The sequence below is a fragment of the Streptomyces sp. NPDC093568 genome (assembly GCF_044764945.1).
Lineage (GTDB): Bacteria > Actinomycetota > Actinomycetes > Streptomycetales > Streptomycetaceae > Streptomyces.
The window spans coordinates 45781-68334 of record NZ_JBIWJD010000020.1 but is presented as its reverse complement, the minus strand read 5'-3'; the positions used below and the strand labels follow the sequence as shown (position 1 = coordinate 68334).

The following is a 22554-nucleotide window of genomic DNA, read 5'->3' as shown; positions in this document are numbered from 1 at the left end:
GCCTGGACTCATGGAAATACGCGAGCTGCGGTACTTCGTCGCCGTCGCCGAGGAGTTGCACTTCGGCAAGGCTGCCGAGCGCCTTGGGATAGCCCAGCCGCCGCTGTCCCGCACGATCGCCCAGCTCGAGCGGCGGCTCGGCATCGCACTGCTGGAACGCACTAGCCGCAAGGTCACGCTCACAGAGGCCGGAGCCGTGCTGCTGGCAGAAGGACGCGCGATCCTCAGCGCCGTGACCGCGGCTGAGCGGCGTACCCAACGGGCCGCCAAGGCACACCCCAGCCTCGTCCTCGCCGTCAAATCCGGCACCGGTGGCGAGCTGCTGACGAAACTGCTCGACGCCTACGCCGCGGAACCCGGCGCAGCCACAGTCGATCTGCTGCTCTGCGAGGCGCACCAGCACCGGCAGCTGCTGCAGGAGGGACAAGCCGACGTGGCTCTGCTGCACCTGCCCTTCGACTCACCAGCCGGGCTCGACACCGAAACCCTGTCCACCGAGGGACAGGTCGCGATCCTGCCGGCCTCACACCCGCTCGCCACCCGCTCCCAGGTCCGGCTGGCCGACGTCACCGCACTGCCTGAGCTCCCGATGGCCCGCTGGCCCGGTCCCGGCGGCAGCTACCCGGAAGGACCGGGCGCGGAGGTACGGAACCTGACACAGCTCTTCCAGCTGATCGCGCTCGGCCGCACCACCGTGGTCATTCCCGAGTCAGCCGGCGTTGACCTGCGCCAGGACCTCACCGCGGTGCCGGTCCTGGACGCGCCTCCTGTGACAACGGTGATCGCCTGGCCGCCGCAGAGCCGCCTTCGTGCAGTTGCTGACCTGGTCCGCGTTGCAACACTCCTTTGAACTCGGATCAGGAGGGCGGCCACCCGACGACAGCCTCGATCAAGCGACTGGCAGCTCAACGCTCCTGTCTCAGCAGGGTAGTGTCCTTGACGGTCTGCTGCCCTGAGCGGACATCAGCACCACGATCGCCCGCCGCAGCTGTCCTTCGCGGTCCGGCTGATCCGCTGCAAGCGGCAGCCTTCCTCCATGCTGGCCAGGCGACGAACAAACCCGGGCGACGTCCCACGACCAACGCCAAGCAGTTCTGGAGACAGTCCGCTGACCGCCGGGCGGCACATCGATTACCCGGCCAACGCTGCGAGACGAGCCGCTAGCTCATTGTCGTAGTTGAGCGGCAGGAGCGACGCGAACTCGCTGTCGCGGAGCTCCTGCCGACCCGGCGCGTAGGTATCGTCGAAGGACTCCTGCAGGTGCGACGCGTAGGGGCGGTCGGTATCCGCGGTCTGCTGAGGCACCCGCCGGTTCAACTCGCCGGTTCGGCGGTGGCGGCGAGCAGGGCGGTGTCGTCGTCGACCCGGTCGGGGGTGTTCAGCAGTTGCAGGGCCCGTTCGGTGATCTGCCGCGGGTCGGTGCGGGCGGCGGCGGGCAGCGTTTCGCAGGTCCGGCGCAGGGCGGCAAGGCAGCCGTCCAGGGACAGGGAGCGGTTTTCCACCAGGCCGTCGGTGTACAGCAGGAGGCTGGTGCCGGGCGGGAAGCCCACCTCGCGGTCGACGGGGGTGCTGCCCAGTCCCAGCGGCAGCGCCGGCGGCAGCTCCGGATAGCCGATGTCGGTGCCTATCAGCAGGGGCGGCAGATGCCCGCTGGCGGCGTACCGCAGGCGGTCACGGTGTGGGTCGTAGACCGCGTACAGGCAGGTGGCGAAGCGCTCGGTGGTGATCGACCGGAGGTACCCGTCCAGCCGGGCCAGCACCTGGGCCGGGCCGGCGCCCTCCATCGCGAGGCTGTGCAGGGCGGAGCGGAGTTGGCCCATCACGATGGCGGCGTCGACGTCGTGGCCCATGACGTCGCCGATGGCGAGCCCCACGGCGCCGCCGGGCAGCGCGAGCACGTCGTACCAGTCGCCGCCCACCGAGGCACCGTGGGTGCTGGCACGGTAGTGCGTGGCGAGGCGTACCCCGGGCACGTCGGGCAGGCTGTGGGGCAGCAGGGCGCGCTGCAAGGTCAGGGCAAGGCGGCGCTCGTTGCGGTAGCGCGCGGCGTTGTCGTAGGCCAGAGCCAGGCGATGAGCGAAGTTTTCCAGGTACTTGTGGTCGACGGCGGTGAAGGCGGTGCGCCGGACCAGTACCAAGGCCCCCAGCGTCCTGCCGTGGGCGTGCAGCGGCAGGGCCAGCACGGCGGCGGGCGCCGGGTGCGGGCCGGTTGGAGCCGGTGCGGTGCCGCTGATCGCGTCGGTGGCGGCGGTGACCAGGGCCTCGGGGGGAAGAAGGGGGTTGCCGGCGCTGTAAGCCGGGAGCGACTGTGCCGGAGCTGGTTCTGTGGCGGTGACGTGGATGCCGATCTGGTCGGCGAAGTCGGGCAGCAGGATCTGGCCGGCCGTCCGCAGGATCTGGTCCGGGTCGAGGGTGGCGGACAGGCGCAGGCCCGCGTCGGCGAGGGAGGCCAGTACGGCCAGTTGGCTGCGGGTCTCGGTCAGGACCTGCTCGCGCAGCCGGGACAGCTCCAACCCGCTGCGGACGCGCGCCAACAGCTGGCGGGCGGAGAAGGGTTTGGCCAGGTAGTCGTCGGCACCGGCCTGCCTGCCCTGCACTGCTTCCTCCTCGCCGGCGCGGGCGGTGAGCAGGACGATGGGGAGGCGGGCGGTGCGCGAGTCGGCGCGCAGCGCCCGGACCAGCTCGAAGCCGTCCATGCCTGGCATCATCACGTCGCTGAGCACCAGCTCCACCGGCTGCGCCAGGGCCATCTCCAAGGCGGCCCGGCCGTCGGCTGCGAGCAGCACCTCGTAGTCGGGCTGCAGGAGTTGGGTGAGGTAGGCGCGCATGTCGGCGTTGTCGTCCACGACCAGCAGGCGGGCCCGGTGGGGGCGGGCGGCCTCATGCGGACCGGGGCCACGGGGGGCGTCGTGGGTCGCGGGGGCGGGCGGAGTGCGTGCCGCGGGTTTGGCCGCACCGGGGACATGATCAGTCGCCAGCCAGCCCAGCGCCTCGTCCACATAGGCGGCGGCACGGCCCGCTCGGTCGCCCCGGCTGTCCCTGGAGGTCTCCCCGTGGGATCCGTCGCCGGTCACGGGCGGGGCCTGGCGGGGCCGACGGGTGCCGGCGAAGGGGAGATTCACGGTGACGGTCGTGCCCTGCCCGAGCCGGCTGTCCACGCCGACGATGCCGCCGTGCGCTTCCACCAGGTCCTTCACCAGCACCAGGCCCAGGCCGCTGCCCTCGTGGGAGCGGGAGCGGGCGCCGCGGACCCGGTAGAAGCGTTCGAACAGGTGGGGCAGTTCGTCCGCGGGGATGCCGGTGCCGGTGTCGGTCACGGTCAGCCGGGCCCGGTTGCCGGCCGCGGCCACCTGTACCCGGGCGCCGCCGGTGAAGGTGAACTTCAGGGCGTTGCTGAGCAGGTTGAGGACGATTTTCTCCCACAACTCCCGGTCCAGGGACACCGCGTCGGGCAGCGGTGGGCAGTCCACCTCCAGTGTCAGCCCGGCCGCATCGAAGGCGGACCGGAACACTCCGGCCAGCTCGGCCGTGGCAGCGGCGAGGTCGACCGGCTCGAGAGCCGGGCGTATCTGCCCGGCATCGGCTCTGGCGACTTCCAGCAGGGTGTTGACCTGCTTCAGCAGGCGCAGGCCGCCGCGCTCGGCCAGCTCCAGCTGCTCGCGCCGCTCGGGCCGGTCCTCGTCGGCCAGGGCCTGCTGGAGGGGGCCCAGCAGCAGGGTGAGTGGGGTGCGCAACTCATGGCTGACGTTGGCGAAGAACGTCGTCTTGGCCCGGTCGAGTTCCGCCAGTGCCTCCGCCCGCCGGCGCTGCTCGTCGTGGGCGAGTGCCGCGGTGAGCGCCCCGGCCACGGCGGCGGCGAGCACCTCCAGGAAGTCCCGGTAGGTGTCGGCCGGCGGGAAGCAGGGGTTGATGCCCGCGACGAGCACCCCTCCCACCTCGCCCGCACAGTCCAGGGGCAGGGCCAGGGCCTCCTCGACCGGGAGCCGGGAGGCCGCCGCGTGCTGCCCGGCCGTGTTGCCGCCGGTGAGCGCGGCCGCCGACAGCGTGGCAGGGGTGCCGTCGGCGACCACCTGCGCCAGCCGGGCCGCGACCTCCGACCCGCCGTCCGTACTCGGTGAGACGGCCTCGGGCGCCGTCTGGAGCCCGGTGGAGGCAGCCTGCCGTAGCGTCCCCGGCTCGGAGGCCAGGTACAGGCCCAGGAACGGGATCTCCTCCGGATAGGAACCCAGCACCTCCGCGACGACGCGGGCGACCTCGCCCGGCGTGAGCAGCCCGGCGGTGCGGGCGCCGGTCTCGCTCAGCAGGCGCAGCCGTCGCTCTCCCAGTACCCGGCCGGTGGTCTCGGTGATGATCTGCAGCACGCCGCCGGCGGCGCCGTCGTCCAGCAGTACGGGCTGGAAGGAGGAGGCGAAGTAGCACTGTTCCAGGAAGCCGTGGCGCTCCATGAGCAGCGGCTCATCGGGGATCAGCAGGGACTTGCGGGTGTCGATCACATAGTGGAAGTGGGAGCTCACGGGGTGGTCCCAGACTTCGGGGAACACATCCTTGTAGGGCTTGCCCAGGGCCCAGGGGTGCTTGGCGCCGACGATGGGGGAGGAGCTCAGGTTGTACAGGGTGGCGAATTCGGGACCCCAGTACAGGGCCATCCCATGCTCGGAGGTGAGCATGAGGCGCAGTGTGTCCACCAGGGCGCCGGGCCAGAACTCGGGGCGCCCGAGCGGCGTCGCCGCCCACTCGATCCCGGCCAGCAGCTCACCGAAGGCGCCGCCCTCGGCGAACATCCGGGCCGCGGCGGTACGCGGGTCATCGGGCCGGGTCATCGGGAAATGTTCCTCCTGGCGCCTAGGCGTGCCGCCCGTGCCGCCCGTGCCGTCCAGGGCTACCGGCGCTCGCTCGCTGTGGAGCAATCGGGGCTGGCCAGACGCCGGATCCGACGGCCCTGACCGCACTCGTGCCAGATTTATAAGGTTTAAGCAGTATAAAATCCGCTTTGTTCGGAAGTGTAGGTTAGGCGCTGCGCCCGGCAGCGTCGGCCGCGACGCCGGAGTCCGGCCACGCAGGGCAGGAGTGGTCGGCTCTCGGGCCAGAGGCGTACGTCGACACGCTCACCGCGGTCCACGACGTGTTCACGCACCTGACCGCGGTGGAGCACCCGGGGGTGCGGGTGCCCGGCGCCGAGAGCGGCCGCACGGGCACTAATACCGGGAATCAGGCCGCGACGAGTTCCTGCTCGCGCTCCGGGGCCTTGACCTTGGGCTTCTTGTTCGGCAGCGAGAGTCGGAAGACCTTGCGCCAAGCGGAGAACACCTGCTTGGGCAGCGGGCCGGTGACGTACTCCAGCTCGTACTTTTCGAACAGCGCGCGCACCTTCACCGCGACCTCGGCGTACCGGTTGCTCGGCAGGTCCGGGAACAGGTGGTGCTCGATCTGGTGCGAGAGGTTGCCGGTCATGAAGTGCATGGCCTTGCTGCCGCTGATGTTCGCCGAGCCCATCATCTGGCGCAGGTACCACTGGCCGCGGGTCTCGCCCTTGATCGACCGGCGCTCGAAGACCTGCACGCCCTCGGGGAAGTGCCCGCACATGATCACCGAGTGGGACCAGACGTTGCGGACCAGGTTGGCGGTGAACGTGGCGGCGAGCGTGGTGAGGAACGAGGGGCCCGACAGCAGCGGGTGGATCACGTAGTCCTTGAGCACCTGCTTGCGGATCTTGCGGCCCACGGCCCTGGCCCGCGCGCGGAACTCCGGGTTGTTGCGGCGGCGCTTGTGCAGGTTCTTGCCGAGCTCCAGGTCGTACGCTGCGATGCCGTATTCGAAGAAGCAGGCGTTGATGAAGTTCCACAGCGGCTGGCCGAGGTGGATCGGGTGCCACCTCTGGTCCTCGTCGACGCGCATGATGCCGTAGCCGAGGTCGTTGTCCTTGCCGATCACGTTGGTGTACTTGTGGTGCAGCTCGTTGTGCGAGTGCTTCCACTGGTCGGACGGCGAGACGTGATCCCACTCCCAGGTGGTGGAGTGGATCTTCGGGTCCCGCATCCAGTCCCACTGGCCGTGCAGGACGTTGTGGCCGATCTCCATGTTGTCCATGATCTTCGCCACGGACAGCCCGGCGGTGCCGATCAGCCACGCGGGCGGGAAGAACGAGAAGAGCAGCACGCCCCTGCTGACCAGCTCGAGCTTGCGCTGCGCCGAGATGACCTTGCGGATGTAGGCGGCGTCCTTCTCGCCGCGGCCGGCGAGCACCTCGTCGCGGATCGCGTCCAGCTCGCGGCCGAGCTCCTCGATCTGCTCCGCGGTCAGGTGGGCGGTGGGGTCGATGGCGGTCAAGGTGTTCCTACCGTTCGATGTCGCAGGGGCCCGCGGCGGCGGACACGCAGGTCTGGATGAGGACGCCCGGTTCGGCCTCGGTGATATCGCCGGTGCGCAGGTCTCGGACGGCGCCCGCCTTGAGCGGCGTGGTGCAGCCGAAGCAGATGCCCATGCGGCACCCGGACGGCATGAGCACGCCGGCCTCCTCGCCGACGTCCAGCAACGGCGTGGCCCCGTCCGCGTCGACGGTCTTGCCGGTGGCGCTGAACGTGACCTCGCCGCCGTCGCCGGCGACGACGATGCTGGGGCGGAAGCGTTCGGTGTGCAGGCGCTCTGGTACGCCGTGCTCGCTCCAGTGCTTTTCGGCGGCGTCGAGCAGACCCGCGGGCCCGCAGGCCCAGGTCTCGCGCTCGGCCCAGTCGGGCACGAGTTCGTCGAGACGGGCGATGTCGAGCATGCCGTCCGTGTCGGTGTGCACCTCGGTGAGCCGCAGCTTCTTGTCCGCGACCAGGTCGTGCAGTTCGTTGCGGAAGATCACGTCTTGCGGCTGTGGCGCGCAGTGGACCATGACGACGTCGTCGAACTCGGTGTCGCGCAGCATGCCCATCACGGGCGTGATGCCGCTGCCGGCCGTCAGGTAGAGGACCTTGGCGGGCTTGGCCTGCGGCAGCACGAAGTCACCGGTCGCCTGGTCGAGCTGGATCAGCGTGCCCGGTGTCGCCCTGCGGACCAGGTGGTTGCTGACCTTGCCGTCCGGGATCGCCTTGACGGTGATCGTGATACGGCCGTCCTGGCGGTTGGTCGGCGAGGTGACGGAGTAGGCACGCCACAGGCGCACCCCGTCGACGTCGACCCCGATCCGCACGTACTGACCGGCCGTGTGGCCGCGCCAGCCCCGTCCCGGCCTGATCACGATGGTCGCGGCGTCCCCCGTCTCGGGGTGCACGGCCTCGATGCGTCCACGCAGGTCAGCGCCCGCACGCAGCGGACTGACCAGGTCAAGGTAGTCCGACGGCAGCAGCGGTGTCGTGACCATCTCCAGCAGCTTCCACGCCCTGCTGCGGAGGGCTGTACTCGTCATGGACTCCAGCTTGCTGCGCCGCAGGGCGTAAAGTCCTGACCACAGGACGTGAATCTGGTCGACTGAATTGTTCGCAGGGAACAAAAACGTGAGCCATGCAATCCGGAGGGCCAGCGAACTGGCCCTGGATGAGAAAACGGTCACCGCACTGCGGTCCGTGCTGAGGACCACCGCCGACGAGGTCGTCCAGGCGATCATCGACGAGGTCCCTCCCTACGCCAACGCCCTCTCGGGCCGCATGGGCGTCACCATCCGCCGAGCCGTCCGCACCGCCCTGGGGCACTACCTGGACCTCGCGAGCGGGAACGCCACGGGCGGCGACGCCGGTGACGCAGCCTACGAGCTGGGCCGCGGCGAGGTCCGCGACGGCCGTTCGATGGACGCCCTGCTCAGCGCCTACCGCGTCGGCGCCCGCGTGGCCTGGCGATGCCTGGCAGCGGGTGCCGTACCCGCAGGTCTGCCCGCCGCCGAGGTCGCCAAGTTCGCCGAGCTGACCTTCGCCTACATCGACGAGCTCTCCGCCGCGAGCGCCGCAGGCCACGCCGACGAACTGGCCGCCCGGGGCAGAGCCCACGAGCTCCACCTGGCACACCTGGCCCGCGACCTCCTCGCCGGCGCGACCCCGGACGTGCTGCTGGCCTCTGCTCAACGGGCCGGGTGGCAGCCTCCGGTTTCACTGACCGCGGTCCTGCTGCCCGCAGCCCAGGCCCGACCCGCCTACCGCGCGCTCGACCCGACCACCCTCGTCCTCGACGATCTGCCGGACGCCACCGGCGTACTGCTCGTCCCCGACGCCGACCGGTCACATCTCCTGCGGCAGCTGACCGACCGCACCGCCGTGGTCGGCCCGGCCCGGCCATGGACTCGCGCGTCCGCCTCATACGCACGAGCCGCACGCGCGCGCTCCCTCTCCTCCGATATCCGCGACACCGAGGACCACCTGCCCGAGCTGGTACTGAGCGCCGACGTTGAGGCGTTCGCAGACCTGCGTGCCCGGGCTCTCGCACCGCTGCGGACCTTGCCTGAGGCGACCGCACGGCGGCTGGAGGAGACGTTGCGGGAGTGGCTGCTGCACCAGGGCAGGCGGGACGAGGTGGCGGCGGCGTTGTTCGTCCATCCCCAGACGGTCCGGTACCGGATGTCGCAGCTGCGGGAGCTGTTTCCGGATCTGGCATCGCCTCACCGGGTGCTTGAACTGACGCTGGCGGTCGGTCTTCGGGCCGGCTGACGCGTACTTCGACCGTCTACGACCGCGTCCGTGAGCGGTCCAGGAATCACCTTGTTCACGTACGAGTCCTTTCAGCCGGAGAGCAGGCGGAGAGCAGCCGGAGAGCAGCCGGAGGTCGGCCGGGGATCAGTCGGACGCCGATCGCAGGGCGTCGGAGATGGACTTGGTGCCGCCGTGTGCGGTGAAGCCGCCGTCCACGGGGATCTCGGCACCGGTGATGAAGGACGCGCCGTCGGAGAGGAGGAAGACCACCAGCGGGGTGACCTCGTCGACGGTGCCGGTGCGGGCCAGCGGTGTCTCGCGGATGTTCGCCTCGCGGAAGGCGGGCGCGGCGGAGGCCGTCATCTCGGTCTCGATGAAGCCGGGATGCACGGTGTTCACGCGGATGCCCCGCGGGCCCAGCTCGGCACAGGCCGTCTTCGACAGACCGCGCAGCGCCCATTTGCTGGCCGTGTACGCGACCGGGTAGTGCCCGGTGAGCCCGGCGGCCGAGCCGACGTTGACGATCGACGAGCCCGGCGGCATCAGCGGAGCCAGGTGCTGGATGCCCAGCAGCGGGCCGGTGACGTTGACAGCGTGGACGCGGGCGAAGTCCTCGGACGTGACCTCGTCGAGCCGCGCACGCCAGGTGACGCCGGCGTTGTTGACCAGGCCGTGGACCTGGCCATACCGGCGGCGCAGCTCCTCGGCGAGCGCCGCCCACTCCTTTGCCTCGGTGACGTCCAGGCGCAGACACCCCGGAGCCTCGGTCACATCGGTGGCGACGACCACCGCCCCCGCCCGGGTCAGCGCCTCGGCCTCGGCCGCGCCCTGCCCACGCGCGGCTCCGGTGACGACGACGACCTTGCCGTCCAGCCCCTTCACGGGCGCGACCGGGGGCGCCTGCGGGCCTGCGGGACCGGTACCGGTTCGGCACCCGGCACGACGGTGTTGGAGACGGTGCCGATGCCCTCGACGGTGAGGGTGACGGTGTCGCCGGGCTTCAGCGGTGGCGGGTCCTGCCGGCCGCGTACGCCCCACAGCTCGGCCAGGCAGCCGCCGTTGCCACAGGTACCGGAGCCGAGCACATCGCCGGGACGGACGTAGGTGCCGCGCGAGGCGTAGGCGACCATCTCCTCGAAGGTCCAGCTCATGTTGGACAGCAGGTCCTCGCCGACCACCTCGCCGTTCACCGAGGCGGTCAGCGCCAGCCGCAGGAAACCGTCACCGTCCCGGTACGGCTCCAGCTCGTCGGCGGTGACCAGGTACGGGCCGAGGGTGGTGGCGGTGTCCTTGCCCTTGCAGGGGCCGAGACCCACCTTCATCTCAGCGGATTGCAGGTCGCGGGCGGACCAGTCGTTGAAGATCGTGTAGCCGAGGATGTGGTCGCGGGCCTGCTGGGGCGTAAGGTCGCGGCCCTCGCGGCCGATGACGGCGGCGACTTCGAGTTCGAAGTCCAGGAGCGAGGAGCCGGGCGGCACGGGCACGTCGTCGTGTGCGCCGATGACGGCGTAGGGATTGGTGAAGTAGAAGGTCGGCGCGTCGTACCAGGCGTCGGGGACCCCGGCCGCTTGGTCGATGCTGCGCCGCATTCCCTCGACGTGTTCCTCGAAGGTGACGAAGTCCCGTACGGACGGCGGCTGGTGAGGCGGCAGCAGGCGTACCTGCGAGATGTGCGGGCCGTCCGGCACGTCCAGTGTGGCGTCGCCCGCCAAGCGCAGGGCCGCGGGGCCCGCCCGGAGCAGGTCGAGCAGCGAGGCGTGGCCGGGGAGGGGGTGGAGGGTGCCGTCGTCGTCGACGGTGGCGACGCTGGGGTGGCCGTGGTGTTCGTACGTGGCGAAGCGCATGGCGATCCTGGGGTGCGGCGTAGGAGGGGACCGGGGGCGCGGGAGGGGGAGCCAGGCATGGACTCTCCGCGCCCCCGGAGTCGAGAGGGGATCAGACCGGCGGGGCGACGAAGACGCCGCGGTCGACGTCGTTGAAGGACTCCTTGACGATCAGCTCGTTCATCGGGTTCGCCGTGCCCCACTGGTCGGTGACCTCGGGCTGGGAGAAGTCGTAGACGTGCGGATGCCAGGTGTCCTCGTCAAGCTCCTCCAACTCCGTCGTGTACTCGACGGTGTTGCCGTGCGGGTCGAGGAAGTACGTGAAGGTGTTGTCGCCCGCCATGTGGCGACCCGGGCCCCAGAGCTTGCGGGCGCCGGAGCGCATCACGCGCCCCGAGCCGCGCATGTACTCGTCCAGGCCGCGCATCTCGAACGAGACGTGGTGCAGGGAGGTGTGCGGGCCCTTGGCGATGGCCATCGAGTGGTGCTGGCTGCTGATCCGCATGAAGTGCATGACGTCGCCCATGTGCGGGGTGCCGAGCGTGTCGGAGAGCCGGAAGCCGAGGTGGCGCTCGTACCAGGCGCGGGTGGCGTCCAGGGCGGGGGAGTTGAGGACGACGTGCGAGAGGCGGACCGGGATGGCCTCCTTCTCCTCGATACGCCGGTGCCGCCGGGCCTCGACGTCCGCCGAGACCTCGATGGTGCGGCCGTCGCCGTCGAAGAAGCGGAAGCCGTAGCCGCCGCCTGGGGTGTCTACCTTGCCCGGCTGCGAGATCAACCGCACACCGTCCGCGAGGAGTTGCTCGGCGAGCGTGTCCACGTCGGCGGCCGACGCGGCTCCGTAGGACACGAGGTCGAGCCGCTTCTCGTCCGCCTTGCGGAGCCGTACGACGTAACTCTCGGGGCTGCCCTCGGCGGCCAGGAAGGAGATGCCCTCGTCCTCGGCGACCTTGGCCAGGCCCCAGACTCCGGCGTAGAAGTCGAGCTGCTTGTCGTAGTCGGGCACGGCGAGGTCGACGTGCCGCAGATGGGTGAGCAGGCGGTGGGGCAGAGGGCTGGGCAGGTCGTTGGTCATGTCGGGGCTCCTCAGGCTCAGGAGAGGCGCAGCAGCGCTGCCGCGTTGCCGCCGCGTACGGCGTGGAAGTGGGGATCGGGCAGGTCCGTGGCGGCGCGCAGCGCGCCGACCGGGTCCTCGGTGCCCATGTCGAAGGGGAAGTCCGAGCCGAGCAGGACCCGGTCGAAGCCGGCCACCCGGATCAGTTCGCGCAGGACGCGCGGGTCGTGGACGAGCGAGTCGAAGTACAGCCGCTTGAGGTAGCTGCTCGGCTCGTTCGCGCAGCCCCGCGTGTCCGGTCTGGCCCGCCAGGCGTGGTCGGAGCGGCCGATGTGGGTGGGCAGGTAGCCGCCGCCGTGCGCGGCGATCACGTTCAGGTCGGGGTGGCGGTCCAGTACGCCGGAGAAGATGAGGTGGGAGAGCGCGACGGCGTTCTCGGTGGGCTGGCCGACGGTGTTGGACAGGTACCAGCGGTTCAGGCGCTCGTCGAGCGTGCAGCCGAAGGGGTGCAGGAAGAGCACCGCCCCGGTCGTCTCGGCCAGCGCCCAGAACGGGGCGTACGCCGGGTCCGAAAGCTCGCGTCCGGGCGCGTGGCTGGAGATCTCCACTCCGCGCAGGCCCAGTCCGAGGGCGTGGTCGAGGGCCTTGACGGCGAGGTCCGGGTGCTGGAGCGGGACGAGGCCCAGTCCGTGCAGCCGGTCGGGGGCCTGGGCAATGTGGGCGGCGGTGCCGGTGTTGGCCAGTTCCCACACCGTGCGCGCGAGGTTCTCGTCGGCCCAGTAGTGGTAGTGCGACGGGGACGGCGAGACCAGCTGGATGTCGACGCCGGAGGCGTCCATCGCGGCGAGCCGGGCCTTGACGTCGGTCAGCCGGGGGATGCGGTCGCGGACCATCGGGCCGTTGACGGCGAGCGCTTCGGGGCCGTTGCGGCGGGCGTCGAGACCGCGGGCGGCGTCCAGTGCGGGGTGTCCGGCGACGGCCTCCTCGACCTGCGGAAGCAGGAGGTGCGCGTGGACGTCGATGGTGGGGGCGTCCGGGGTTCCCAGTGAGTCCGGGGTTGTCACGGGGTCTCCTTCAGGACGGCCATCGTGCGGCCGATCAGGCCGGGCACGTCGGCGTTGCTGACGCCGTCCAACTGCCACTGGCCGAGCTGCATCGATGCGTCGACGACCATGCGGACCCGGTCGATGCGGCGCTCGTGGTAGCGGGTCAGAACGTCGTCGAGGGACGCGGGGGAGTCCCATGACTTCTCCGTGCTCAGCAGCTCGGCCAGTACGGAGGCGTCCTCCAGCGACATGGCCGCGCCCTGCGCGAGGGTGGGCGGGCAGGCGTGGGCGGCGTCGCCGATCAGCACGACCCGGCCGCGGTGCCAGGGTCCTTCGACGAGCAGCCGGTCGAACCAGGTGTAGTTGACCTCGGCCGGGTCGGTGATGCTCGCGGCGATCTCGGGCCAGGCGCCGCCGTACGGGGCTGCCAGGCGCCGCATCTCGTCCGCGTACGAGGCCGGGTCGATGGAGGCGCGGTCGCGGTTGGCCTCGACGAGATAGGCGTACAGGGTGTTCTCGCTGGTGGGGCAGTAGCCGGCGATGTAGCAGGGCCCGCCGTAGGCCAGGTCCGTGCGCTCCACGCTCGCCGGGCGGGGTGCGGCGACGCGCCAGATGGCCATGCCGGTCGGCTCGGGCTTCTCACTGATGCCGATCGTCGCGCGGGTCCGGGAGTTGAGACCGTCGGCGGCGATGACGAGGTCGTAGCGGCCCTCGGTGCCGTCGCTGAAGCGGGCGGTGACGCCCGTGTCGTCCTGGACCAGTTCGTCGGCGGTGGTGCCGAGGCGGACCGTCGCGCCACTGGCCCGGACCGCCTCGCACAGGATCTCCTGGAGCCGGGGTCGCCGCATGCCGATGGTCGAGGGCAGGTCCTCGCCGCCGGTACGGATGTCCTGCTGGACGTGGAACACATGGCCGTCGGGCGTGGCCAGGCCCACCGAGTCGAAGGCGTAGCCGCTCTCTTGGACCTTGTCCCACACGCCCAGCTCGCGCAGTACGCGCAGCGCGTTGCCCTGGAGGGTGATGCCGGAGCCGAGGACGTTCCAGTCGGGCTTGGCCTCGATCAGGTCCACGGTGATGCCCGCTCGCCGCAGCAGCACGGTCACGGCGTTGCCGGAGGCGCCGCCGCCGATGACGAGGACGGAGCGGGGGCGGGGGCGGGGGTCGGTCATGGGGTCTCCCTGCGGTGGGCCGCGCGACATCGAGCGGCAGGGGTGGTGGTGCGGGTCGGGCGGATGTGGCTGTCGGGGGTGGCCCGCTCCGCAGGTCCGGGGCGTTACTTGACGGCGATCGGGTTCACGGGGGAGCCGACGGCTCCGGTGATGGGCAGCGGGGCGGCGGTGAGCCAGAACTCGTACCGTCCGTCGGCCGCGCAGTGCTCGGCCAGGGCGTCGAGGTCCCACATCTCGCCTATGAGCAGGCCGATGTTGGGGATGGCGACCTGGTGCAGCGGCTGGAAGGCGTGGTCGAACTCGTTGGGCCGGACCTCGAAACCCCAGGTGTCGGTGGCGATCCCGGCGATCTCGCTGCGGTGCAGCCAGCCGGCGGTGGTGAAACTCAGCCCGGGTGCGGGCCCGCCCGCGTACTCGCCCCAGCCCTCCCGCCTGGCGCGGGCCAGCCGTCCGGTGCGGACGAGGACGAGGTCGCCGCGGCCGACGGTGACGCCGTGCGCCTCGGCGGTGGCGGTCAGGTGCTCCTCGGTGATGGCGAAACCGTCGGGCAGTTCGCCGTCCCGGCCGACGACCTGGCCCACGTCGAGCAGGACGCCCCGCCCGGCCACGTACGGCGCCATGTGCTCGATGCCGGTGACGAGGTCGCCGCTGGAGGTGACGACCTTCTCGGCGGCCCGCCCGTTCCACGCCCTGCCGTGGTCGAAGATGTGGCCGAGGCCGTCCCACTGGGTGGAGCACTGCAGCGGCATCGCGATCACGTCGTCGGCACCGCCGATGCCGTGCGGGAAACCCTGGTTGCCCAGGGCCGCGTCGGTGCCGGTGTCGAGCATCGTGTGCACCGGATTCGTACGCCGCCGCCAGCCCTTCTGCGGGCCGTCCATGTCGAAGCGCTGGGAGAGCGAGAAGCTGACACCGTCACGGACGAGGGCCGCACCCTCGCGGCGCTTTTCGGCGTCCAGGAAGTTGAGCGTGCCGAGGACGTCGTCCTCCCCCCAACGGCCCCAGTTCGAGTACGCCTTGGCGGCCTCGGCGATCGCACCCTCGGGGTTCTTCGGATCAGGCACAGCCTTCGGAACAGGCACAGCGGCGCGGTCGCTCACGACGCCTCCTCCGCGACACAGCGGGTGCGCTGGGCACCGAGCCCCGTGACGGATGCGTCCATCACGTCGCCGTCGCGCAGCAGCCGGCCCCAGTGCATGCCGTTCCCGGCCGGGCTGCCGGTCAACACCAGGTCGCCGGACAGGAGTTGAGAGGTCTGGGAGATGTACGAGACCAACCGCGCCACGCCGAAGAGCATGTCCTTGGTGGACTCGTCCTGCATGGTGTCGCCGTTGAGCTTCAGGGTGACCCGCAGGTCGGACGGGTCGGCGATGGACCCCGCCGGCACGATCCAGGGGCCGAGCGGGGTGAAGCCGGGAGCGTTCTTGCAGCGCAGCCAGTCGGTGCCGATGGCGGGCATGTCCCGGCGGAAGACGGTGGCCCGGTCGGTGAGGTCGTTGGCGATGGTGTAGCCCGCGACGTGGTCGAGAGCCTCCTCCACCGTGACCCGGTAGGCGGGGCGGGAGATCACCGCTGCCAGCTCCAGCTCCCAGTCGGGCTTCTCGGCCCAGGACGGCAGCACGACGTCGTCGTAGGGGCCGGCGATCGTGGTCGGCAGGCCGATGAAGACGTACGGGAGGTCGTCGGCGGCCCGCTTGTCCATGATCGCCGCGATCTCGGCGCGGGCCTCCTCGACGGTACGCGGGTCGTCCTTCGCGCGGTGCGCGACTTCCAGGTCGATCACGTGCTGCCGGTAGTTGGCGCCGGACTGGAAGATCTGCCGGGGCTCGACGGGCGCGTGCACGGACAGGTCGTCCAGCGGCAGCCAGTCGCCGGCCGGATCGCCCGCGAGGCCGTGCAGGCGCGGCAGTTCCTCATCCCAGCGCTCCAGGAGCGCGAGGGTGGTCAGCGCGGGTTCGGCCAGTGCCGTACGCAGGTCGAGCACGCGGCCGTCCGGCACCACGAGGCCGGGGAAGGCGGCGCCGCCCGGAGCGGAGAGAGTGCCGATGGCGAACGGGCCGGCGAAGAGGGACGCCGACGCGGCTGCGGATTTCACGGAGATGTCCTCCCGATTGCGGTGGCACCAATCTGGCCCGTAAATTGCGATCGGGGAAATCGATTCTCTGGATGACCGGGATCTGCGCGGTGAATACCTGGGCGCAGTCTCCTGTCCTCCTACTCCGTACAGGGATCTCGCGTGAACCTGGCCAGTCTGGATCTCAACCTCGTCGTCGCCCTGCGCGCCCTCCTGGAGGAGCGCAACGTCACCAGAGCCGGCCGACGCATCGGCCTCAGCCAGCCCGCGATGAGCGCCGCCCTGGCCCGGCTGCGCCGCCACTTCGACGACGACCTGCTCTCCCGGGTCGGCGGAGGCTACGAACTGACCGCCCTGGGCCTCGCCCTCCTCGACCGCACCGTCACCGCCTGCGACCTGCTCGAACGCGTCTTCACCAGCCAGGCGGTGTTCGACCCCGCCCATGAGGAGCACGAGTTCACCCTGCTCGCCTCCGACTACGCGGTGGCCGTCTTCGGCGCCGACCTCGCCCGCGTCGTCCACACCGAGGCGCCGGGCATCCGGCTGCGCTTCAAACAGGCACCGACGGACATCACCGAGAACACGGGGGCGCTGCTGAGCACCGCCGACGGGCTGCTGCTGCCGCACGGCATCATCGGCGACTTTCCCGCCGTGGAGCTCTACCGGGACCGCTGGGTCTACCTCGTCGCCGACGACAACCCCGAGGTCGGCGAGCGGCTCACCCTCGACGACCTGGCCCGGCTGCCGTGGGTGACCTACCAGCGCACGTACGACGCACCCGCCGCCCGCCAGATCGGCATGCTCGGTATCGAGCCGCACGCCGAAGTCTCCGTCGACAGCTTCCAGTTGATGCCCCTCCTGGTCGCGGGCACCCGCCGGGTCGCCCTGATCCAGGGGCATCTCGCCGACCGGCTGGACGGACTCGTCCCCGTACGGGTCATGGAACCGCCCTACGACGCCGTGCCGCTCCGGGAAGCCCTGTGGTGGCACCCGGTCCACACACACGACGCGGCGCACATCTGGCTGCGGGAGACGGCGGCGCGGGTCGCCGAGACCATCCATGGCAAGGCCGAGACCATCCACGGCAACGATGACCGCGATCCGGCAGATCGATCGGACAAAGGCTAGGCAGGCCGGGGCCGCTCACTCATAGTCGACCCCAGTTCCTCCGCACGCTCCCCCTGCTCGGGGTGTCCGCCCCCCGGTGGCGTGCCCGCCCCTCCCCCCGTCGCCGCTTGGAGTTCCCGCATGCCCTCTTCCGCGCCACCTCCACCGTCCCCGCCCACCGGCGTCGCACCGGTGCCGCCGGTCGCGACCCTTCCGACGTCCGGTGCCGCGCACCGGCTGCGCGTCGCCCTCCTCATGGCCGGCAGCTGTCTGCCGATCCTCGGGGCCGTCCTGATCGCCCCCGTGCTGCCCAAGATGCAGGACCACTTCGCCGACGTGCCCGGCGCGGCCGCCCTGGTTCCGATGGCCCTCACCGTCCCGGCCCTGGCGCTGGGCCTGCTGGCACCCTTCGCGGGCGTCATCGTCGACCGGCTCGGCCGCAAGCGTCTGCTGATCGTCGCGACCGTCTTGTACGCGGTCTTCGGCACCGCCCCGCTGTGGCTGGAGTCGCTGGGCGCCATCGTGGCCAGCCGCGCCCTGGTCGGTCTCGCCGAGGCCGCCATCATGACCTGCTGCACCACGCTGATCGGCGACTACTACACCGGCCGCGTGCGGGACCGCTACCTCGCCCTCCAGACCATGTGCGCCTCCGCCTCCGCGACCGCCTTCTTCGCCATCGGCGGCGCCGCGGGGTCGGCCGGCTGGCGGACTCCGTTCTGGATCTACGCCGTCAGCCTGCTCATCGCCCCCCTGATGGCCATCGGGCTGCCGAAGCCGACCACGGCCACCGGTGCCACCGCCGAGGACGGAGACGCCACGGACGCCATGGACGCCACGGTCACCCCGAAGCGCCCCTTCCCCTTCAGACGGCTGGCCGGGATCTGCGGACTCACCGTGTTCGGGGCTCTCGTCTTCTACACCGTCCCGGTGGAGATGTCCTTCCTGCTGGACGATCTCGGTGTCACGGCGACCAGCGTGATCGGGGCGGCCACCGCCATCGCAAGCGCCGCCACCGTGGCCGGCGCGATCATCTTCGCCAAGCTGCGTGGGGCTCCGGGCCCCCGGCTGCCCCTCGTCTTCGCCCTGTGCGCGGCCGGGTTCGCGGTGATGTGGCTCGCGAACAGCGCGCCGCTGCTGATCGCCGGCGCCGTACTCAACTGCCTCGGCACCGGTCTCCTGCTCCCTTCCCTGCTCACCATCGCCATGTCCAAGCTGGACTTCGCCGACCGCGGCCGTGGCACCGGCCTGTGGACCGCGTCCTTCTTCATCGGCCAGTTCATCTGCCCGCTGGTGCTGATCGCGGCCGCGTCCGCCGTCGGCACCCTGGCCGCAGCCGTCGGTCTGCTCGGCCTGTCCTCGGCCGTCGTCGCGGCAGGACTCTTCCTGACCACCCGGCGCCGGGCCGCGGCCGTCGCACCGTTGCCCCAGTGACAGCCGTCCGCCCGCGACGAGTGAGTCGAGGGCGGCGTTGTCCGGTACGGACCAGGCCGTGGCCGTGAGGCCGGTTCACAGATGACCGGTTCACAGATATCCGGTTCGCAGAAAGGAGGAGAGCCGACCTGATGCGCGGCTTCCGACCGGACGTCGTCATGCCCCTGCGTTGCGGAGGGCGGCCGCGTCGCTTGGTTCGGTGGCTACGGCGATCACGCCCACGTCTGAGGGGCGCAACGCCGCCGAGCACGGATCTCGTTGAGGTGCTGTTCCGCCGATGCCAAGGCGCTAGTACTGCGCGTCGCTCGTTGCGGTCGCCGCGTGAAGCCAGGGAGCGGGCGAGCCGAAGTTGGAGCAGGCAGCGGGAGGCGCAGGCAGGGCGTGGGTGAGGATGCCGACCGCCGCGGTGTGGTCGCTGTGCCAGGGGACGGTCTGCGATAGCGAGGCCGCCAGGGTATGCAGACGGGTGCCGAACGCAAGGGGTGAAGCGGCACCGTTCGAGGAGCCAGGTCACACTGGCCAGATGGGCAGTCAGCAGGGCTTCCGTCTGCTGGCGTTGTTTGGTGGCGAGCCCTGTTGAGCTATCACGCGGTCGCCTACAGAAAGGCGACGAAGTCCTCGCCGACCGGCGTGCCCTCGTAGTCCTGCGCGAGAACGGCAGCGGGGCCGAAGCGGTAGCGAGGCCGACGGCCCAGTCCGCGGCCGGCGCGGACAGGGCGGTACGGGAGATCGTCAGCAATTCACGGCGGTCCATCGCGTCGCGGGCCGCTCTGCGTGCGGTCACGGAGCAAACGGGGCCGAGCAGGACGACGCCGTTGGCGGTGAGCGAGATCCAGTTCGGCCAATTGTTGGGGAGCGCACGATGTCTACGCGGCCGGCGTGAGTTCGGCGCGACCGAACAGCAGGGCGTAGCCGGTGGGGAGCTGGTGGAGGATGCGGGTGATCAGATCGGGGCCGGCGTGGGCGGCGACGGCGGAGAAGACGGAGCCGGTGTCCCAGCGGGTGGTGGCCAGGGAGGCGCCGGAGCGGGCGGCGAGGTCCTTGACGAAGGCCCAGCCGGTCAGGGGCTGGGTGTCGGGGATCTGTGCGGTCAGCACGCGTGCCGCTTCCCAGGGCAAGCAGCGTGCCAGGTCGACGCGTTCGTCGCCGGTCAGCTGACGCCCCAGTCCGGAGAGGACCAGGCGGACGGCTTCGTCGGCTCTCTCGCGGGTGGGGTAGGCGCCCTCGTAGCGGACCTTCTCCAGCATCTGCTCGTATGCCGTCCCGTACGGCTGCCGGGACGATGCGTGCCGGTCGGAGATCACGGGGGTGGTTGCCTTTCTTGCTGTGGCCGGTGTTCGGACACCGGCGGCTGGAATGGTCAGGTGGGCTGAGGGCGGCCGAAGAGCAGGTCGTAGCCGGCGGGGAGCTGGAGCAGGATCTGGCCCAGCAGGTCCTCGGCGGCGGCGTCGGCGACCGTGGACAGCACGGCGCTGACGTCCCAGGCCGCGGTCCGCTCGGTAGCGCCTTCGATCCACGCGGCGGTTGCGCGCACGAACCGCTCCGGGGAAAGCGGCTCGGCGCTCTGCAGCGGGTTGAGCAGGATCAGGGCGAATTCCTCCGGCAGACGCGCCGCGAGCTGGGCGCGGACCTCGCCGATCAGATGCGCGCCGAGCAAGGCGAGCACCACCCGCGCCGCGCGCTCGGCTTCCTCCTCAGTGCCGTACTCGCCGCGTTCCTTCACGTGGCCGAGGAACGCTTCACGTCGCAGAGTCATGTCGGCCGTCACCCCTTCTTCTTCGGACTGCCCAGGGGGTGCGGCGTGCGGGGCTGGGGGAGATCAGGTGCTCGCCCTCCGCACCCGTCGGGCCGGTGTCAGCCGGAGATCTCCTTGCGGCCGGATCCGACGCCGATGGAGATCTTGCGGGGCTTGGCGCGCTCGGCGATCGGGATGCGTACGGTGAGCACGCCCGTGTCGTACTCGGCCTTGATGTGCTCGGTGTCGAGGGTGTCGGCCAGCATGATCTGGCGGGAGAAGACACCCAGCGGCCGCTCGGACAGTTCCATCTGCACGTCGTCGGCCTTCGCCACCGGGCGCCGCTCGGCCTTGACGGTGAGCATGTTGCGCTCGACGTCGATGTCGATCGCATCCGCGGTGACGCCCGGAAGGTCGAAGGCCACGACGTACTCGTCGCCCTCGCGGTAGGCGTCCATCGGCATCACCGACGGCTTCGACCAGGTGCCCGGGCCCGTCAGCTGCTGCGCCAGCCGGTCCAGCTCACGGAAGGGGTCAGTGCGCATCAACATCGTGAAAACACCTCCAGCGGTTCAGGCAGTTGCTGCCAATGCGCCTCACTGGCACCGTTGTAACATGTCATCCAATGGATGACAAGCGCGATGTCGTCATCATGATGACAACCTGAGGAGGAGGTGTCCGTGAGCCCAGCCGACCAGCCGTCCACGACCCACACGAACGCCCACAGCCCGGCTTCGTTCCTGGCCGCCGAGGCAGCCCTGACCGCCATAGACGACGCCCTGCGAGACGCCCAGCGAGAGACCCCGGACACGCCCGACGGTCCCGGCCCCGGACCGGAGCAGGCGCTGGCCTCGCTGTTGCTGCTGCGGCAGGTGCGCGAGCAACTCGCCGGATGGGAGACCGGCCTGATCGAAACCGCCCGCGACGCGGGAGCCAGCTGGGCCGACCTCGCCCACCCCCTGGGCGTCGCCAGCCGCCAGGCCGCCGAACGCCGCTACCTGCGCGGCCGCCCCGGAAACCCCGGCTCCACAGGCGAACAGCGGGTACAGGCCACCCGCGACCGCCGCGCCGCCGACCGCACCGTCACCGCCTGGGCGCGCGCCAATGCCGGCAACCTGCGCCAGCTCGCCGGCCAGATCACCACCCTCACCGACCTCCCCGCGCCCGCGAGTACGCCACTCGCCGAGCTCACCGCCGCACTCGCCGACAACGACCCGGCCGCCCTCGTCGCCCCCCTGACGGACACGCTCCCGTACCTGACAACCGGCCACCCCGACCTCGCCGCACGCGTCGATGACCTCACCCGCCACACCGACCAACTCCGCCGGCACAGCGGAGACCAGCGCCGCAATCGCACCTGAGTCGTGCGCACGGCCAGACCGCCTCGTCCTCTCCGACCGACCCGTGCCTCCCCGCGGGCTCACGACGCGGCAGATGGCCGGCCACCTCGTGGCGAGGGCGCGAGTGCCGTCAGTCGTTGAACAGATCGCCCGTGAGGTACTTGAGCCCGGTGTCCGGGGCGACCGTCACTACGGCGTGCCCTTTTCCGATCTCGCCGGCCAGGTGAAGAGCGCCGAGGACGTTCAGGGCACCGGAGGTACCGGTGAAGATGCCTTCCTGCCGAGCGAGCGGCAACGCGAGCCGCCGGGCCTCCTCTTCGTCGACGGCGCGAGCTTCGTCGAACGTGTCCGCCGTAAGCAGCGGCGGGACGATCCCGGTAGCGACTCCTTCCACCCGGTGCGGTCCGGCTGTGCCGGCGGACAGCATCGGCGAGGCGGTCGGTTCGAGAGCGACGGCGCGTACCCGGCCGCCCTGGCGCAAGGCTGTGCTGACGCCGGCGAACATTCCGGCGGTGCCGACGGCGGCACAGAAGACGTCCACTCCCACCCCGTCGTTACCGGTCTGCTGAAGAATTTCGCGACCGAGTTCCGCATAGCCGGTGAGGGCATCGACGTTATGGAACTGATCGGTCCAGAAGGCCCCGTCGCGCTCGATGATCCGGTCGACCTCTCCGCGCATACGGACAAACAGGTCGGGCGTGATCTGGCCGCCCTCACTGGGCACCACCGTCACGTCTGCACCGAACGCCCGCATGGTGCGTAGCTTCTCGGGTGCGAACGCGTCCGAGGACACGATCGACAGCGGATAGCCCTTCACCGCGCAGACGAAGGCCAGCGAAGACCCTGTACTTCCGCCGGTGAACTCCACCACGCGCTGCCCGGGGCGCAAGGTACCGCGGCGTTCCGCTCCCTCGATGACGGCCAGAGCCATCCGGTCCTTGTAGCTGCCTGTGGGGTTGCTTCCCTCGACCTTGACCAGGATGTCGGCCGCCCCGTCAGGGACGACACGGCTCAGGCGTACCAGTGGCGTTCCGCCGATGGCCTGCAGAGACGAGGACCGAATACCGGGCAGACCCATGGGACTCCTCGCTCACCTCTCCGATCCGAGTATGCGGACCGGTCAAATCTGCGGCGGCAGTGAATAGATCGAATAGGTCAAGGCTAATGCCGTCCCG

General features: G+C 70.8%; 19 protein-coding genes. 5 read left to right on the top strand and 14 right to left on the bottom strand.

The genetic code is table 11. The features are described 5' to 3' along the window. Positions 1 to 10: 10 nt before the first annotated feature. Positions 11 to 850 carry a LysR family transcriptional regulator gene (locus tag ACIRD7_RS40380; protein ID WP_403461073.1) on the top strand — a complete coding sequence of 280 codons (840 nt, stop codon included), beginning with the start codon at positions 11 to 13 and terminating at the stop codon, positions 848 to 850. Positions 851 to 1313: 463 nt separating this feature from the next. Here ACIRD7_RS40380 and ACIRD7_RS40375 read toward each other — a convergent pair whose 3' ends face one another. From ACIRD7_RS40375 to ACIRD7_RS40365, 3 genes are all read right to left on the bottom strand, one after another. Further along, positions 1314 to 4820 (bottom strand): SpoIIE family protein phosphatase, encoded by a 3507-nt coding sequence (locus ACIRD7_RS40375; protein ID WP_403461072.1) that lies wholly within the window; start codon positions 4818 to 4820, stop codon positions 1314 to 1316. Between the two features lie 388 nt (positions 4821 to 5208). Next, positions 5209 to 6327, bottom strand: coding sequence for a fatty acid desaturase family protein (locus ACIRD7_RS40370; RefSeq protein ID WP_403461071.1), 1119 nt, complete (start codon positions 6325 to 6327; stop codon positions 5209 to 5211). 7 nt (positions 6328 to 6334) lie between these two features. After that, on the bottom strand, positions 6335 to 7390 hold the full coding sequence (locus ACIRD7_RS40365; RefSeq protein ID WP_403461070.1) for a ferredoxin reductase: 1056 nt from the start codon (positions 7388 to 7390) through the stop codon (positions 6335 to 6337). An 88-nt stretch (positions 7391 to 7478) separates the two neighbouring features. Here ACIRD7_RS40365 and ACIRD7_RS40360 point away from each other — a divergent pair, with 88 nt between their 5' ends. Continuing rightward, a complete protein-coding gene (locus ACIRD7_RS40360; RefSeq protein ID WP_403461069.1) occupies positions 7479 to 8618 on the top strand; it encodes a helix-turn-helix domain-containing protein in 1140 nt (379 codons plus the stop codon). Positions 8619 to 8744: 126 nt separating this feature from the next. On the opposite strand, the gene ACIRD7_RS40355 is transcribed toward ACIRD7_RS40360, so the two are convergent. The 7 genes from ACIRD7_RS40355 to ACIRD7_RS40325 all read right to left on the bottom strand — a co-directional run bounded on the left by ACIRD7_RS40355 (position 8745) and on the right by ACIRD7_RS40325 (position 15787). Further along, the gene (locus tag ACIRD7_RS40355; RefSeq protein ID WP_403461068.1) at positions 8745 to 9482 is read right to left on the bottom strand and encodes an SDR family NAD(P)-dependent oxidoreductase; all 738 of its coding nucleotides are present in this window, start codon (positions 9480 to 9482) and stop codon (positions 8745 to 8747) included. Further along, the gene (locus tag ACIRD7_RS40350) at positions 9479 to 10444 is read right to left on the bottom strand and encodes a fumarylacetoacetate hydrolase family protein (protein ID WP_403461067.1); all 966 of its coding nucleotides are present in this window, start codon (positions 10442 to 10444) and stop codon (positions 9479 to 9481) included. Before ACIRD7_RS40350 ends, ACIRD7_RS40355 begins: the two co-directional genes overlap by 4 nt. 91 nt (positions 10445 to 10535) lie before the next feature. After that, positions 10536 to 11498, bottom strand: a complete 963-nt coding sequence (locus tag ACIRD7_RS40345) for a VOC family protein (RefSeq protein ID WP_403461066.1) — start codon at positions 11496 to 11498, stop codon at positions 10536 to 10538. Positions 11499 to 11515: 17 nt separating this feature from the next. Further along, positions 11516 to 12541 (bottom strand): amidohydrolase family protein, encoded by a 1026-nt coding sequence (locus ACIRD7_RS40340; protein ID WP_403461065.1) that lies wholly within the window; start codon positions 12539 to 12541, stop codon positions 11516 to 11518. Further along, positions 12538 to 13692, bottom strand: coding sequence for an FAD-dependent oxidoreductase (locus ACIRD7_RS40335; protein ID WP_403461064.1), 1155 nt, complete (start codon positions 13690 to 13692; stop codon positions 12538 to 12540). The genes ACIRD7_RS40340 and ACIRD7_RS40335 overlap by 4 nt, the downstream gene beginning before the upstream one ends. A 104-nt stretch (positions 13693 to 13796) precedes the next feature. Further along, entirely contained in the window at positions 13797 to 14792 is a 996-nt protein-coding gene (locus ACIRD7_RS40330) for a cyclase family protein (RefSeq protein ID WP_403461063.1), read from the bottom strand. Continuing rightward, positions 14789 to 15787, bottom strand: coding sequence for a fumarylacetoacetate hydrolase family protein (locus ACIRD7_RS40325; RefSeq protein WP_403461062.1), 999 nt, complete (start codon positions 15785 to 15787; stop codon positions 14789 to 14791). Before ACIRD7_RS40325 ends, ACIRD7_RS40330 begins: the two co-directional genes overlap by 4 nt. A gap of 141 nt (positions 15788 to 15928) precedes the next feature. Here ACIRD7_RS40325 and ACIRD7_RS40320 point away from each other — a divergent pair, with 141 nt between their 5' ends. Both ACIRD7_RS40320 and ACIRD7_RS40315 read left to right on the top strand, forming a co-directional pair. After that, a complete protein-coding gene (locus ACIRD7_RS40320; protein ID WP_403461061.1) occupies positions 15929 to 16894 on the top strand; it encodes a LysR family transcriptional regulator in 966 nt (321 codons plus the stop codon). Between the two features lie 120 nt (positions 16895 to 17014). Further along, positions 17015 to 18304, top strand: coding sequence for an MFS transporter (locus tag ACIRD7_RS40315; protein ID WP_403461059.1), 1290 nt, complete (start codon positions 17015 to 17017; stop codon positions 18302 to 18304). An 866-nt stretch (positions 18305 to 19170) separates the two neighbouring features. Here the strand turns inward: ACIRD7_RS40315 and ACIRD7_RS40310 are convergent. From ACIRD7_RS40310 to ACIRD7_RS40300, 3 genes are all read right to left on the bottom strand, one after another. Next, positions 19171 to 19551 (bottom strand): DUF2267 domain-containing protein, encoded by a 381-nt coding sequence (locus ACIRD7_RS40310; protein WP_403461085.1) that lies wholly within the window; start codon positions 19549 to 19551, stop codon positions 19171 to 19173. Between the two features lie 113 nt (positions 19552 to 19664). Further along, positions 19665 to 20060, bottom strand: a complete 396-nt coding sequence (locus ACIRD7_RS40305; RefSeq protein ID WP_403461058.1) for a DUF2267 domain-containing protein — start codon at positions 20058 to 20060, stop codon at positions 19665 to 19667. A gap of 98 nt (positions 20061 to 20158) precedes the next feature. Continuing rightward, complete coding sequence (locus tag ACIRD7_RS40300; RefSeq protein WP_403461056.1) at positions 20159 to 20590, bottom strand: Hsp20/alpha crystallin family protein; 432 nt, start codon at positions 20588 to 20590, stop codon at positions 20159 to 20161. 129 nt (positions 20591 to 20719) lie between these two features. Here ACIRD7_RS40300 and ACIRD7_RS40295 point away from each other — a divergent pair, with 129 nt between their 5' ends. After that, positions 20720 to 21400, top strand: coding sequence for a type III effector protein (locus tag ACIRD7_RS40295; RefSeq protein WP_403461055.1), 681 nt, complete (start codon positions 20720 to 20722; stop codon positions 21398 to 21400). A 109-nt stretch (positions 21401 to 21509) separates the two neighbouring features. On the opposite strand, the gene ACIRD7_RS40290 is transcribed toward ACIRD7_RS40295, so the two are convergent. Beyond that, a complete protein-coding gene (locus ACIRD7_RS40290; protein ID WP_403461054.1) occupies positions 21510 to 22457 on the bottom strand; it encodes a PLP-dependent cysteine synthase family protein in 948 nt (315 codons plus the stop codon). Positions 22458 to 22554 lie beyond the last annotated feature (97 nt).

Excerpts from the sequence above, each read along its gene's own strand:
- ACIRD7_RS40380 (WP_403461073.1), top strand. The coding sequence starts at position 11 with ATGGAAATACGCGAGCTGCGGTACTTCGTCGCCGTCGCCGAGGAGTTG.
- ACIRD7_RS40300 (WP_403461056.1), bottom strand. The coding sequence starts at position 20,590 with ATGTTGATGCGCACTGACCCCTTCCGTGAGCTGGACCGGCTGGCGCAG.
- ACIRD7_RS40350 (WP_403461067.1), bottom strand. The coding sequence starts at position 10,444 with ATGCGCTTCGCCACGTACGAACACCACGGCCACCCCAGCGTCGCCACC.
- ACIRD7_RS40315 (WP_403461059.1), top strand. The coding sequence starts at position 17,015 with ATGCCCTCTTCCGCGCCACCTCCACCGTCCCCGCCCACCGGCGTCGCA.
- ACIRD7_RS40345 (WP_403461066.1), bottom strand. The coding sequence starts at position 11,498 with ATGACCAACGACCTGCCCAGCCCTCTGCCCCACCGCCTGCTCACCCAT.
- ACIRD7_RS40305 (WP_403461058.1), bottom strand. The coding sequence starts at position 20,060 with ATGACTCTGCGACGTGAAGCGTTCCTCGGCCACGTGAAGGAACGCGGC.
- ACIRD7_RS40310 (WP_403461085.1), bottom strand. The coding sequence starts at position 19,551 with ATGCTGGAGAAGGTCCGCTACGAGGGCGCCTACCCCACCCGCGAGAGA.
- ACIRD7_RS40290 (WP_403461054.1), bottom strand. The coding sequence starts at position 22,457 with ATGGGTCTGCCCGGTATTCGGTCCTCGTCTCTGCAGGCCATCGGCGGA.
- ACIRD7_RS40335 (WP_403461064.1), bottom strand. The coding sequence starts at position 13,692 with ATGACCGACCCCCGCCCCCGCCCCCGCTCCGTCCTCGTCATCGGCGGC.
- ACIRD7_RS40375 (WP_403461072.1), bottom strand. The coding sequence starts at position 4,820 with ATGACCCGGCCCGATGACCCGCGTACCGCCGCGGCCCGGATGTTCGCC.
- ACIRD7_RS40365 (WP_403461070.1), bottom strand. The coding sequence starts at position 7,390 with ATGACGAGTACAGCCCTCCGCAGCAGGGCGTGGAAGCTGCTGGAGATG.